The 13,498-nt window shown below is 69.5% G+C and carries 10 protein-coding genes; 8 read left to right on the top strand and 2 right to left on the bottom strand.

Annotation, left to right across the window (positions count from 1 at the left end; translation table 11 throughout):
- Positions 1 to 12: 12 nt before the first annotated feature.
- A complete protein-coding gene (locus AB0I12_RS33745; RefSeq protein WP_359937526.1) occupies positions 13 to 357 on the bottom strand; it encodes a DUF1801 domain-containing protein in 345 nt (114 codons plus the stop codon).
- A 131-nt stretch (positions 358 to 488) separates the two neighbouring features.
- Here AB0I12_RS33745 and AB0I12_RS33740 point away from each other — a divergent pair, with 131 nt between their 5' ends.
- The 5 genes from AB0I12_RS33740 (at position 489) to AB0I12_RS33720 (ending at position 7,506) form a co-directional block, all read left to right on the top strand.
- Positions 489 to 1,349, top strand: a complete 861-nt coding sequence (locus AB0I12_RS33740) for a trypsin-like serine protease (RefSeq protein ID WP_359937523.1) — start codon at positions 489 to 491, stop codon at positions 1,347 to 1,349.
- 205 nt (positions 1,350 to 1,554) lie between these two features.
- Positions 1,555 to 4,035, top strand: a complete 2,481-nt coding sequence (gene leuS, locus AB0I12_RS33735; RefSeq protein ID WP_359937520.1) for a leucine--tRNA ligase — start codon at positions 1,555 to 1,557, stop codon at positions 4,033 to 4,035.
- Positions 4,035 to 4,439, top strand: a complete 405-nt coding sequence (locus tag AB0I12_RS33730) for a YjbQ family protein (RefSeq protein ID WP_359937517.1) — start codon at positions 4,035 to 4,037, stop codon at positions 4,437 to 4,439. Before leuS ends, AB0I12_RS33730 begins: the two co-directional genes overlap by 1 nt.
- Before the next feature lie 100 nt (positions 4,440 to 4,539).
- Entirely contained in the window at positions 4,540 to 4,734 is a 195-nt protein-coding gene (locus AB0I12_RS33725; RefSeq protein ID WP_359937514.1) for a hypothetical protein, read from the top strand.
- A 183-nt stretch (positions 4,735 to 4,917) separates the two neighbouring features.
- Entirely contained in the window at positions 4,918 to 7,506 is a 2,589-nt protein-coding gene (locus tag AB0I12_RS33720; protein WP_359937511.1) for a helix-turn-helix domain-containing protein, read from the top strand.
- Between the two features lie 629 nt (positions 7,507 to 8,135).
- On the opposite strand, the gene AB0I12_RS33715 is transcribed toward AB0I12_RS33720, so the two are convergent.
- On the bottom strand, positions 8,136 to 8,654 hold the full coding sequence (locus AB0I12_RS33715; RefSeq protein WP_359937508.1) for a pyridoxamine 5'-phosphate oxidase family protein: 519 nt from the start codon (positions 8,652 to 8,654) through the stop codon (positions 8,136 to 8,138).
- A gap of 53 nt (positions 8,655 to 8,707) precedes the next feature.
- Here AB0I12_RS33715 and AB0I12_RS33710 point away from each other — a divergent pair, with 53 nt between their 5' ends.
- The 3 genes from AB0I12_RS33710 (at position 8,708) to AB0I12_RS33700 (ending at position 13,377) form a co-directional block, all read left to right on the top strand.
- Positions 8,708 to 9,550 carry a DegV family protein gene (locus AB0I12_RS33710; protein ID WP_359937505.1) on the top strand — a complete coding sequence of 281 codons (843 nt, stop codon included), beginning with the start codon at positions 8,708 to 8,710 and terminating at the stop codon, positions 9,548 to 9,550.
- A 328-nt stretch (positions 9,551 to 9,878) separates the two neighbouring features.
- Complete coding sequence (locus AB0I12_RS33705; RefSeq protein ID WP_359937502.1) at positions 9,879 to 10,916, top strand: helix-hairpin-helix domain-containing protein; 1,038 nt, start codon at positions 9,879 to 9,881, stop codon at positions 10,914 to 10,916.
- Entirely contained in the window at positions 10,903 to 13,377 is a 2,475-nt protein-coding gene (locus AB0I12_RS33700) for a ComEC/Rec2 family competence protein (RefSeq protein WP_359937499.1), read from the top strand. Before AB0I12_RS33705 ends, AB0I12_RS33700 begins: the two co-directional genes overlap by 14 nt.
- The last annotated feature ends 121 nt before the right edge of the window (positions 13,378 to 13,498 follow it).

Below are 13,498 nucleotides of genomic sequence, written 5' to 3'. Positions count from 1 at the left end.
ATCGACCCCTGCTCAGCCGGCGATCTCGGCCATCCGGCGACGGACGAGTCCACGGACAGCGTCCTCAGGCAACGAGTTCTCGACCGTGAAGCGGACGGTTCCTTTGGCCAGGTCGAAGCCCGGCAGCACCGCACGTACGGCGTCGACCGCCGCAGAACTGAACGGGAAGATGCTGAGGTGGCGTTCAGCGGCACGGAAGCCGAGCAGCGGTTTCCCGTGGTACCTGAGCGCCGCCATGCCGTAACTCGTCCCCTGCTCGGCATCCGGCGCCTCGTCCATCGCGAGCGTGCGGATCCGCTCGAACGCGCCGCGTCGTTCCGCGTCCAGGCTGTCGAAGTACTCGTCCACAGGCCCCATACCCCGACAGTACGACTGCTAGAACGACAACGCGCAGGCACTTACAGACAGTAGTCAAACGAAGTCTGGACAGCGCGAGGCGTGATTGCTCCAATGCCCTCAGGTATCCCGCATACCCCAGGAGGGGACGTATGAGGACACGACTCGGCCGCATCATCGGTCTGTGCGCACTGGCTCTCGGACTGGCCGTCACCCCGGCGCTGTCCGCCAGCGCGATCACCGGCGGTCAACCGGACGGCAACGCGCACCCCAACGTCGGGCTGATCCTGTTCTACCAACCGGACGGGCGGTTCCGGTGCACGGCGACGCTCGTCTCGCCGACCGTCGTGGTGACCGCGGCGCACTGCACCCTCGGCACCCTCGGCAAGACCCTGGTGACGTTCGACTCGGTGATCGCCGAGCAGCCGCCGTCGCCGTTCCCGGTCGCCGCCGACCCGTCGAAGGGCTACACGCAGGCAGAGCTCGAAGCAGCCGGCTACAAGTCCGGTACGGCGTACGCGCACCCGCAGTACTCCGACTTCACCGACCTGGCCAACTGGAACGACGTCGGCGTGATCGTGCTCGACCGGCCGGTCACGAACATCGCCCCGGCGAAGATCGCGCCCGCCAACTACCTGAACGCGTACCAGCAGCCCAAGCTGAACAGCACGATCTTCACGTCCGTCGGCTACGGCACCGAGGTCCGCAAGGCCGACTCCGGCCCGCAGAAGCCGACCCCGATGTCGTACCCGCTGCTGCGCCGCTGGGCCGAGGAGCCCGGGCAGAAGCTCACGCCGCAGATCCTGCAGGTCAACGGAAACGAGAACGACAACCGCGGCACCGGCGGCACCTGCTTCGGTGACTCCGGCGGCCCGACCTTCCTCAACGGCTACCAGGTGACGGTGACCAGCTACGGCTACACCGCCAACTGCCGCTACCTCGACGGCCTGCAGCGGATCGACATCAAGGTCGTCCAGGACTGGCTGAAGACGTTCGGCGTTCCGATCGGCTGACGGCGTCCGGTGCCGCGCCTGCCCCGGGCAGCCGCGGCACCGGTGCTATCCTGGGCGCTATGCGAGTGAGCCTGCTCCTTAGTTAGCCGTACTGGCATCCAGGCGCAATCTGAGCGCCGGTCAGTGCGGCACCCCCTCCTGTGTGAGGGGATTTTTCATTTCTGGCAGATTTAGGCTCAACAATCCACGAAGCAGGAGTAGGACCGTGACGGAGCAGGTGGAGGACGCCCCGATCGACCGGGGTGGCTACGACTTCAACGCCATGCAGGCCAAGTGGCGTCCGGTGTGGGAGAAGCTGGACCCGTTCAGGGCGAAGGACGACGGCTCGGCGGAGCGCCGCTACGCGCTCACGATGTTCTCCTACCCCTCCGGTGACCTGCACATGGGCCACGCCGAGGTGTTCGCGCTGCACGACGTGCTGGCGCGCTACTGGTTCCAGCAGGGGTACGACGTCCTGAACCCGATCGGCTGGGACTCGTTCGGCCTGCCCGCCGAGAACGCGGCGATCAAGCGCAACGAGCACCCGGCGACGTACACCTACGCCAACATCGAGACCCAGGCGGAGTCGATCCGGCGCTACGCGCTGAGCTTCGACTGGTCCCGCCGGCTGCACACGTCCGACCCGGAGTACTACCGCTGGACGCAGTGGCTGTTCCTGCGGCTGTACGAGCGCGGTCTGGCCTACCGCAAGGCGTCGTTCGTCAACTGGTGCCCGAACGACCAGACCGTGCTGGCCAACGAGCAGGTCGTCCAGGGCCGCTGTGAGCGCTGCGGCTGGGAGGTCACCAAGCGCGAGCTGACCCAGTGGTACTTCAAGACCACGGAGTACGCCCAGCGGCTGCTGGACGACATGGAGCTGCTGCAGTGGCCGGAAGAGATCCTGCTGATGCAGCGCAACTGGATCGGCCGCTCCGAGGGCGCGTTCGCGAACTTCGAGGTCGAGGGCCGCGACGAGCCGATCAAGGTCTTCACCACCCGGCCGGACACGCTGTTCGGCGCCACTTTCATGGTGGTCGCGCCGGACGCGAAGCTGGCCGCGTCGCTGGTCACGCCGGAGCAGCAGGAGGCCTTCGACACCTACCTGGCGAAGGTCAAGGGCGAGACCGAGATCGAGCGGCTGAGCACCGAGCGGGAGAAGACCGGCGTCTTCCTGGGGTCGTACGCGATCAACCCGGTGACCGGGCAGCGGATCCCGATCTGGGCCGCCGACTACGTGCTGGCCGACTACGGCACCGGCGCGATCATGGCGGTCCCCGGCCAGGACACCCGGGACTGGGAGTTCGCGGAGAAGTTCGGCCTGCCGATCGTCCGGACCGTGCAGCCCGAGGAGGGCTTCGACGGCAAGGCCTACACCGGTGACGGCCCGGCGATCAACAGCGCGAACGACGAGATCAGCCTGGACGGCCTGGAGGTCGCCGAGGCCAAGTCGCGGATCATCGACTGGCTGGAGACCAAGGACCTGGGCGAGCGGACGATCAACTACCGCCTGCGCGACTGGCTGCTGAGCCGCCAGCGGTACTGGGGCTGCCCGATCCCGATCATCCACTGCCCGTCCTGCGGCGAGGTCCCGGTCCCGGACGACCAGCTGCCGATGGAGCTGCCCGACCTGCGCGGCGCCGACCTGCAGCCCAAGGGCGTGTCGCCGCTGGCGGCGGCCCGCGACTGGGTCGAGGTCGACTGCCCGAAGTGCGGCGGCAAGGCCGAGCGCGACACCGACACGATGGACACGTTCGTCGACTCGTCCTGGTACTTCCTGCGCTACCTGTCGCCGGAGTACACCGACGGCCCGTTCGACCAGGCCACCGCCGACCGGTGGATGTCGGTGTACCAGTACGTCGGCGGCAAGGAGCACGCCGTACTGCATCTCCTGTACGCGCGCTTCTTCGTCAAGGCGCTGCACGACATGGGCCTGCTGCGGGTCACCGAGCCGTTCACCCGGCTGCTGAACCAGGGCCAGGTCATCAACCAGGGCAAGTCGATGAGCAAGTCCCTGGGCAACGGCGTGAACCTGGGCGACATGATCGACGAGTACGGCGTCGACGCGGTCCGGCTGACCATGGTCTTCGCCGGTCCGCCGTCGGACGACATCGACTGGGCCGACATGTCGCCGGGCGGATCGCTGAAGTTCCTGCAGCGGGCGTGGCGGCTGGCCGGAGCGGTCGAGTCGCCGGCCGGCGCGGACCCGTCGACCGGTGACGTGGAGCTGCGCAAGCTGACCCACCGCACGGTCGCGGACGCCTCCGAGCTGATCGACTCGCACCGCTTCAACGTCATGGTCGCCCGGATCATGGAGCTGGTGAACGCGACCCGGAAGGCGATCGACTCCGGACCCGGTGCGGCCGACCCGGCCGTGCGCGAGGCGGTCGAGACGGTGGCAGTCCTGATGAGCCTGGTCGCGCCGTACACGGCCGAGGAGATGTGGGAAGAGCTGGGGCACGAGGCCACGGTCGCCAAGGCCGGCTGGCCGAAGGTCGACCCGGCGCTGCTGGTGCAGGAGTCCGTCACCTGTGTCGTGCAGGTCGCCGGCAAGGTGAAGGACCGGCTGGAGGTCGCGCCGGACATCTCCGACGCCGACCTGGAGCAGCTGGCGCTGGCCTCCGAGGCGATCCAGAAGGCGCTGGACGGCCGCGGCACCCGCAAGGTGATCGTGCGGGCGCCCAAGCTGGTCAACATCGTCCCCGCCTGATGGACTCCGTCGTCCTTGATGTTCACACCGGTGCTCGTGAGGTCGTCCTCGACCTCACGAGCCGGTGTGCGCAGTTCGTCGACGGCCGTGGAGACGGCCTGCTGCACGTGTTCGTGCCGCACGCGACGGCCGGCGTGGCGATCCTGGAGACCGGGGCGGGCAGCGACGACGACCTGCTCGCGGTGCTCGAGGATCTCCTGCCGCGGGACTTCGGCTGGCGGCACCGGCACGGTTCGCCCGGCCACGGCCGCGACCACGTGCTGCCCGCGCTGATCCCGCCGTACGCGACGGCGCCGGTCCTGGCCGGGCGGCTGACACTCGGCACCTGGCAGTCGATCTGTCTGGTCGACACCAATCGCGACAATCCCGACCGGCAGGTCCGGTTGTCGTTCCTGGCCGGTTAGCGGACTACCCGGTAACAAGTAATTCCGGGATTTTCGTGACTTATCGTGATGTTGCCGATCGCGTTACGTTTGCGAAACACGACTCCGCTTGAATTACCGCATGGCTGCCCTTGACACGCTGCGCGACGTCACCGTCGAGCTCCTGGTTCGCGCCACCCGCGGCATTTCCGATGGCAGCCTGCTGAATGCGGACTCCGGTCGCGCCGATACCCGCGCCCGCCTCGACGACTGGTCCGGCGTACTTTCTCTGTACGCCGCCGACAGTGAATCCCCAGCAGTTCGCGCGACTGCTTGAAACGTGCATTTCTGAGCCCACAGCTATTTCCCGTCCGTTGCTCCGGTCAACGAATTGTGTGACCCAGGCCGCATCCCGCACGCCGATCGGAACCCGCACCGGCCCTTCCGTCACGCTATGTTGTGCGGAGGATGTCTGAGGACACCCTCCAGGAACGTGAGGCCTCCAGAGGGGTGACGGGCTGTGTCGGACACGGAAAGCCGGGCGGACGGGCGGCGGGGCTTCGCCGATCTGTTGCTCGACTTGAGGGTCCAGGCCGGTCTTTCCCAGGAGGAGCTGGCCGATCGGGCCGGGCTGAGTGTCCGGTCGATCCGTGAGATGGAGGCGGGCCGCGTCGCGCGGCCGCGCAAGGAATCCGTCCGGCTGCTCGCCTCCGCGCTCGGCCTGCAGCCCGACGACACCGAGCACTTCCTCGCCGCCGCGGGCCACGGCTCGGCGCGCCCCGTGGTCCGGCCGACCGTCGCCGCGGCTCAGGTCGTCTCGGTCGCGGACGCCGCGCCGACCGGTCTGCGCTGGCGCGGCACCCGGCCGATCCCGGACGGGCTCGTCGGCCGCGAGCAGGAGCTGTTCGAGCTCGAGGAACTGCTGCGGCAGAACCGGCTCGTCACCCTCGTCGGACCCGGCGGGGTCGGGAAGACCGAGCTGGCGCTCGCCGCCGCGGACCGGTTCTCGGGCGCCGACACGACCGTTGTGGTCGTCGACCTCACCACGGTCCAGCGCGACGCCGCCGTACCGTCGGCGATCCTGGACGCCTTCGGCACAGCTCCCGGTACGTCGGACCTCGACGACGTCTTGTCCGGCCGCCAGCCCGGTGACCTGGTGATCGTCGAGGACAACGCCGAGCACGTCCTCGATGGTGTCGCGACGGTCGCCAACCGGATGGTGCGCAGCTTCCCGGGCATCGGCGTGCTGGTCACGTCCCGGATCCCGCTCGGTCTGCCGGACGAGGTGGTGCGCCGCGTGCAGGTCCTCGGCGTACCGGCGAACGACGAGAGCTTCGAGGAGGTCTCGGCGTCGCCGGCGGTCGAGATGTTCTGCCGTCGCGTGGCCCGCGTGCGCCCTGACTTCAAGCTGACGCCTGCGAATGCTCCGACCGTGTCGCGGCTGTGCCGACGGCTGGACGGGCTGCCGCTCGCGCTGGAGCTCGCTGCCGCGCGGGCCGGCTCGCTGTCGGTGGAAACGATCCTTGCCGCGCTGGATGACCGGTTCCGGTTGCTGTCCGGGCCGCGCCGGTTCGGTGCGCCGCATCAGCGGACGCTGGCGGACACGATCGCGTGGAGCGTCGACGCACTGTCGGACCCGGCGCGGCAACTGCTCTACCGGGCCTCGGTGCTCGGCTCGCCGTTCACGCTCGAGGCCGTGGCGGGCGTTTGTACGGGCGAACCGATCGACGAGCTCGACGTACCCATGCTGCTGGCCGAGCTGGTGGAGAAGTCGCTGCTGCAGCCGGTGCACGAGTTCGAGCAGCTGTACGGCGCGCGGTACAAGCTGTTGGAGACGATCCGGGAGCACGCGTACGCCGGGCTGTCGTCGCAGGACGATCTCACCGAGTTCCGTGACCGTGCCGTCGAGTGGTGCGCGACGTACGTATCGGGGCTGGAAGGCGCGTGGTCGTCGCCGGACCGCGACCGGCGGTACCGGGCGGCGCATGCGAACTCGGCGCTGTTCGAGGTGGCGCTGGCGCGGGCGGGTGAGCTGGGGGAGTGGGACACCGCGGCACGGATCGTGCTCGGGTTCCGGATCGCCTGGCAGTACCAGGCGAGTGTGGCCGAGAGCGGGATCCGGTGGGCGACGCTGTGCGCCGAGAACGTTTCCGACAAGGAGACGAGCGGCAGGCTGCTCGCCATCGCGGGCCGGCTGTCCAGCCTGACCGGCGACATCCGTGGCGCGCGCCGGCACTACGGGGAAGCGCGCACGCGGATCCCTGGTGAGACCGAGATGGGCCTGGTCGCGCGAGGCGGCTGGGTGTCGTCCGGCTCGCATCTGCTCGACACGCAGAGTCTGGCCGAGATACCGGCGCTGGTGGACGACGCCCGGAAGCATGGCGACGTACAGCGTTCAGCCACGGTGCAGGCGACCTGTGGGCTGGCCCTGCTCCGGTGGGGCCGTCTGGTCGAGGCCAAGGAGCTGCTGCTCGCTTGGGAGGCCGCACTGGTCAATCCGGGTGTCTACCCGGACGAGATCGCGTACATGGCGCTCAGCCGCGTCGACCTTGAGCTGGGGAACCTGTCCGGCGCACGGCACTGGGCCGAGCTCGCGCGCGACAGCCAGGCGTCGGACGATCCTGAGCGCACCAAGGTCGCCGGCTGCCTGGCGATGGTCGAGTATCACGAGGGCCGGTACGACGAGGCGCGGACGCTGCTCGACCAGGCCGACGCGGACATCCGCGGGCACCGTGGGTACTTCGACTATCTGGTGATGCTCTACCGGTCCCGGCTCGCGCGTGACGCCGGCGAGGTCGAGCAGGCGCGGGTGGCCGTCCTCGACGCGCTGAACCGGCTGCTGCTCGAAGGGCGGGTCGTCTACCTGCTCGAGGTGCTTCCGGAGGCTGTGGCGGTCCTGCACGCGCTCGGTCGCTCCGAGGCCGGGGACGCGGTGTGCGGTCAGCTGCTGGCCTGGCAGCAGACCATGGACCCGCCGATGCTGCCCACCGCGTGGGCCGTGCTGCAGGAGTCCTGCGCGAGCGCGTCGGTCGCGGAGGGGTGGCCCGAGCCGGACCCGGCGGCCGCCGTACAGCGGCTGGCGAACGACGTGCTCGCCGCGCTTTCCTGACGCGGATCCGCCGAAGCTGCCGGGTAACTGCCGGTTGTTCTGCCTCGTCCTGACATGGCCGCCCGGCAAAGAATTACAGCCGTAGGGCAGGTTCCACGAAGCAGAGACCGACACCGGCGACCGGCAGCGAAAGAGGTGGTGAACCCATGAAGAGGCCATGGCGAACCACCGGCCTCCGGCACCCGGCGAAGGCGACGCGGAGGGCCTCCGGCGGCTGGTTGGTGGGGGCGCCGACCGGCGACCGAGAGCTCCGGAGTGCTGCGGACTGCGGACCTGTTCTGCCTGTACCGGGCGCGGTGCACCGTCAGGGCACTGCTTCCGGGGCGGGGTCCCAGCTCAGGGTCAGGCACACGACACAGGGGACGAGTGTCGCGGCCCGGCTGGTGCGGAGCAACCGGCGGGTTTGGTCACCCGCCGGCCGGCCGGCCGCTGGGGCCTCCCGGGACCTTGGTGAGCTCGCGGTCAAGCCGGTTCTGTGGGAGCCGGACACGGGGAGTAGCTCGCCGAGGCTCCGCCAACTTCAGCTGACAGCCAGGGGGAGTCAGCGGGAGCCGGGCTGTTGACGCACAGGGGACGTCAGTAGCCCGGCACAACCAAGAGCGAGGTGAAGGCCCCGGGAGGGGTGGCCTTCACCTCGCTGGTGTGTCCAGGACAGCTGCCTTGTCGAACGCGTAACCCACCATCCAGGTGGGCTGGAGCCGGCAGTACACGATGTCGTCGCCCCAGCTCGACGGCGAGCTGCCGTAGTGGCTCGTGAGGTGCTGCTCGATCTCCGCGAAGTCCGGATGATCCGCGGTCAGGAACTCGACGTTCCCGTGGCTGAACACCCCGATCCGCTCACCGTCGACGTACGAGATGCTCGCCGCCGGCCGCTGCTTCAGCTGCCGCGCCTTGGCCGCCGATCCCGAGGTCGTGAACACCCACCGCGCGTGCAGGAAGTGGCCGTCCACCGCGCTGATCCGCGGCTCGCCGCGCGCGGTCACGGTGGCCAGATTGAGCGTGCACATCCCGGTCAGAACCCGCACCAGCTCACCGGCGTCCAGCCGCCGCGGATCCGTGATGATGGCGCGCAGATGCTCTGTCGACCGCGCGTACGCCGCGTCCAGCAGCTCCTGCAACTCGGTGATTTCCCTGTCTGTCTCCCTCATCTTGTGGAGTCTGGCACTGCGCTCGGACATAAACCGTCCGGTAACCTCGCTGCATGGCAGCCCGCGTGCAGGTCGTCACCGACTCCACGGCCGGTCTGTCCACGCACGAGCTGCTCCGGCACCCGCTCACCGTCGTACCGCTGCAGGTCGTGATCGGCGGCACGTCGTACGACGACGGCGCCACCTCGGCGGACGCGGTCGCGGAGGCGCTCAAGACGTTCACCCCCGTCTCGACCAGCCGGCCGGCGCCGCAGACGTTCACCGACACGTACGCCGAGTGCGCCAAGGACGGCGCCGAGGCGGTGGTGTCGATCCACCTGTCCGGCGACATGTCCGGCACGTTCGAGGCGGCGATGATCGGCGCCAAAGAGTCCCCGATCCCGGTACGCGTGGTCGACTCCCGCTCCCTGGGGATGGGCCTCGGCTTCCCGGTCCTCGCCGCGGCCGCAGCGGCCGCCGCCGGTGAGGACGCGGCCGCCGTCGAGGCCGCCGCGCGGAGCCGGATGAAGTCGATCTCGTCGTACTTCTACGTCGACACCCTCGAGTACCTCCGCCGCGGCGGCCGCATCGGCGCCGCCCAGGCCCTGCTGGGTACGGCGCTCGCGGTCAAACCCCTGCTCACGATCAGCGGCGGCCGCATCGTCCCCCTCGAGAAGGTCCGCACCTCCAGCCGAGCCATCGCCCGCCTCGCCGACATCGCCGTCCAACGCGCCGGCGACCTCCCCGTCCAATTGGCCGTCCACCACCTGGCCAACCTCGAAAAAGCCCAAACCCTCGCCGACGACCTCGCCAACCGCCTCCCCCAAGCCGAGGAAATAGTCCTCCGCGAAGTAGGCGCCGTCATAGGCGCCCACGTAGGCCCCGGCCTCCTGGCAGTAGTAGTAAGCCCCCAATAACCGGCCCCCACACCACCCACCTACGACCTCGCCCCTACCCGACCAGCACCTCTCCACGTTCTGGCTCCCCGCGCCCCCGCTCCCTGTAGCCCGGCTGCGCGCGGCCACGCGTCCTGTGGCCCGGCTGCCTGCGGCCCGGTTCCCCGCGGCCCGGCTCCCCGCGCCCCCGCTCCCTGTGGCCCGGCTGCCCGCGCCCCGCTCGCCGCGGCCCGGCTCTCTGCGGCCCGCCTGGCGTTTCCGACTTTCGGCGGGCGGCTGATCTGAGGATTTCTCCACAGCCGCGAAGTCACAGGTTCGCAAGGCCGCCGAACTCGTACTTTCTCCAGGCGTGAAGGTCTTCCGCCGCACCCCACCCCCCACCCCGGCCGCCCGAGCCCGAGCCCTGACCCGCCTCGCCGCCCGCCCCCAACCGCGCGCCCACCTTCACCCCCAAACCCCCACCCACCCGGAGGAGCGTGAAGAGGTGCAAGGCGGATGGACCCCCAACCAACAACCCCCAACCCACCTCCCGCGCAACCAACCTCCCCCCGATCACCCACGCCCGGACGACCAACGCCCGGATCACCCACGCCCGGATCACCCACGCCCCGACCATCCGCACACCGACGCACCCCGTACCGACCGCCTGGGTCCCGAGGACGCCCGCGGTGATCCGTCCCGTCCTGAGCTGCCCCGCCTGGATCGGCTGCGCGACGCGCGGTGGACTCTCGCCCCACGCCACATCGCGGTCCTGGCCGTCCTGCTCGTCCTCGGGCTGACCTGGGTCGCCTGGACCTTTCTCCGAGCCCGCCCCGAGCCCATCCCCGATACCCGCCCGACCACCGCCACGGCGGGCAGCCCCGTGGCCCAACCCAACCCCACCCGACAGCAACCCACCCCAACCCAACCGGGCGCATCCCAATCCCCGCAGACTCCCGGCGCCACGCCCACCCAGCCGCCCGTCGTAGTCCACGTCGCCGGAAAAGTACGCCGCCCCGGCCTGATCAAAGCCCCACCCGGCTCCCGAGTAGCCGACGTACTGACCCTCGCCGGCGGCCCCCTCCGCGGCGTCGACCTGACCTCCCTCAACCTCGCCCGCCAGGTAACCGACGGCGAACAGATCATCGTCGGCCAACCCGCACCCACCAACCAACTACCGTCACCCACCCCACCCGACCCGACCACCACCCCCAACACCCCGGTAAACCTCAACACCGCCACCCTCGCCGAGTTGGACGCCCTCCCAGGCGTAGGCCCAGTCCTGGCCCAGAGAATCCTCGACTACCGCACCCAGAACGGCCCCTTCACCACCGTCGACCAACTCCGGGAGGTCCCCGGCGTAGGCCCCAAGAAGTTCGACTCCCTGAGACCCCATGTCCGCACATGACCCCACCCCAGCTCCCGAGCCGCCACCCACAGACAGTCCCGAGCAACAACGCGCAGACGCGCGCCTACTCATCCCAGCGACCGCCGGTTGGCTGACAGCCGCACTCCTGCTCGGCCGGCCCCCACTCGTCGGCGCACTCGCAACCGCCCTCGCACTGCTCGCAGCCGCAACCCTCGCCCTACTGATCCGCCGCCCCACCCGCACGGCGCTCAGCCGCCGCTTGGCGACCCACGCCCCAACAGGCTGGACAACCATCGGCTCGCTAACCGTCGCCAGCGGCCTGGCTCTCGCCGCCACCCTCCACACCGCAGCCCTCCACGAAGGCCCGGTACGCGACCTAGCAGCCAACAACACATCCGCCACCGTCCGACTCAAGATCACCAGCGATCCATCCCTCAGACAATCCACCACCAGACGCCCGCCGTACGTCGTAGTCAGAGCAACCATCGAGCAGATCCACAGCCGCCCCGGACCGAACCCGACCGGCACCACAAGCACCCGAGTACGTACGCCGGTGCTCGTCATCGGCACCGCGAAGTGGCAACACGTCAGGTACGGCCAGCACATCGACGCAACCGGCAGACTCGAGCCGGCCGAAGGCGGCGCCGAGGTGGCCGCGATGCTCTCGACCCGCTCGCCACCGCGGACTGTGGACGACCCGCCGTGGTGGCTCCGTGCCGCCGAGCGTGTCCGAGCCGGACTGCGCGACGCAGTGTCGGACGAGCCCGAGGACGTACGCGGACTCCTGCCCGCGCTCGTCATGGGGGACGTATCCGGAGTATCAGCCGACCTGGACGCCGACTTCCGAACCACCGGCCTGACCCACCTCTCGGCAGTCTCAGGTACGAACCTGACCCTCCTCCTCGCGTTCGTCCTCCCGCTCGCTCGACTGATCGGCGTACGCGCCCGCGGCCTCACAGTCGTCGGCCTGCTGACAGTGGTCGTGTTCGTCGTCCTCGCCAGACCCCAGCCGAGCGTGCTGCGCGCAGCCGCGATGGGCCTGATCGCGTTGGCGGCGATGACAGGCGGGCCGGGTCAACGCCGCGCCGTACGCAGCCTGTCCGTGGCAGTGATCGCCCTACTGCTCCTGGACACGTCACTCGCGCGCACGCCCGGGTTCGCCCTGTCGGTGCTCGCGACCGCAGGCATCATCCTGCTCGGACCGGGCTGGGGGAATGCGCTGTCGAGGTGGCTACCAAGTTGGCTGGCCGACGCAATCGCCTGCCCACTAGCCGCGCAGCTCGCCTGTACGCCGATCGTCGCCTGGCTGTCGGGAGAGGTGTCCCTGGTCGCAGTCGCAGCCAATCTATTGGCTGGGCCAACGGTAGGCCCGGCCACGATCCTCGGCTTCATCGCGGCCGGCGTGGCCCTCGTGAGCAGTGAGCTGGCACAGGTCGTCGGCTGGGCCGCGGGCTGGCCGGCACGCTGGATCATCCTCGTCGCCCGCGAGGGCGCGGACCTGCCAGGCGCCGCGAACGCCTGGCCCGCGACCGTGGCCGGCATCGCCGTACTGACGCTGCTCTGCCTCGCACTCGTCCTCGGCCTGCACCGCATCCTCGCCCGCCCGATCGCGATGATCCTGGCGGTGGTGATGCTGGCAGTCGTCGTACTGCGTCCCGTCGGATCCCTCGGCTGGCCGCCCGACGACTGGCTGTTCGTCGCGTGCGATGTCGGACAGGGCGACGGCCTGGTGTTGCGAGCCGGCGACCGTACGGCGGTTGTCGTCGACACAGGTCCCGACCCGGCGGCGATGGACAGGTGCCTGAAGGATCTGAACGTCCAGCACATCCCTGTTGTCGTGCTGAGCCACTTCCACGCCGACCACGTAGGCGGCTTGGCCGGTGTACTCAGCGGTCGGCAGGTCGACGAGATCGAGGTGACGCCGTACTTCTCGCCGCGGGCTGAGTACGACCGCGTGGTCGCCCTTGCTGCTATGCACGGCGTCGCCGTGCGTACCGTCACGTTCCACGAGCGACGCGCCGCGGGCCAGGTGAGCTGGACTACGCTCTGGCCGGCGAGAGTGCCGTCCTTACCCGCTCCCGGTACGTCGTCGGCGACGCCCACGGACGAAGGATCGCCCGAGAACAACGCCAGCATCGCCATGATGGCCGTAGTCGGCGGCCTCCGGATCCTGCTGACCGGCGACCTGGAGCCCGAGTCGCAGCGCGCAGTCCTAGCGACCGGGGCCGACCTGAAAGCAGACGTCCTCAAGGTCCCGCACCACGGCTCAGCCCAACAAGACCCCAACTTCATAGCGGCCGCCAACGCACGCCTGGCAATCATCTCCGCCGGCCGCAACAACGACTACGGCCACCCAGCCCCCAGAACCCTGGACCTCCTGTCCCACACCACAACCCAAACAGCAACGACCAACCTCAGCGGCCCTCTCACAATCACCAACACCAACAACCACCTGGCCCTCACCACCCGTCCACCCCCAAACAACGACCTCACCAGGTGACGATCAGAGCCGCCACGGGTCTTGGCGGGACTATCTCGCTAACGGTGTTTCCGGCGGTGTTCTTCAGTAGGTTTCGGCTGCCGGGAATCGGTCGCCGAAGGTGATCGCGAACGCGTTGAGC

The organism is Kribbella sp. NPDC050459 (assembly GCF_040655315.1).
Classification (GTDB): domain Bacteria; phylum Actinomycetota; class Actinomycetes; order Propionibacteriales; family Kribbellaceae; genus Kribbella.
The sequence above is the reverse complement of the archived record's forward strand: the minus strand, read 5'-3'. Positions and strand labels throughout refer to the sequence as shown.

Coding starts and splice junctions, on each gene's coding strand:
- AB0I12_RS33730 (WP_359937517.1), top strand. CDS start 4,035: ATGGACTCCGTCGTCCTTGATGTTCACACCGGTGCTCGTGAGGTCGTC.
- AB0I12_RS33745 (WP_359937526.1), bottom strand. CDS start 357: ATGGGGCCTGTGGACGAGTACTTCGACAGCCTGGACGCGGAACGACGC.
- AB0I12_RS33715 (WP_359937508.1), bottom strand. CDS start 8,654: ATGAGGGAGACAGACAGGGAAATCACCGAGTTGCAGGAGCTGCTGGAC.
- AB0I12_RS33710 (WP_359937505.1), top strand. CDS start 8,708: ATGGCAGCCCGCGTGCAGGTCGTCACCGACTCCACGGCCGGTCTGTCC.
- AB0I12_RS33700 (WP_359937499.1), top strand. CDS start 10,903: ATGTCCGCACATGACCCCACCCCAGCTCCCGAGCCGCCACCCACAGAC.
- AB0I12_RS33725 (WP_359937514.1), top strand. CDS start 4,540: ATGGCTGCCCTTGACACGCTGCGCGACGTCACCGTCGAGCTCCTGGTT.
- AB0I12_RS33740 (WP_359937523.1), top strand. CDS start 489: ATGAGGACACGACTCGGCCGCATCATCGGTCTGTGCGCACTGGCTCTC.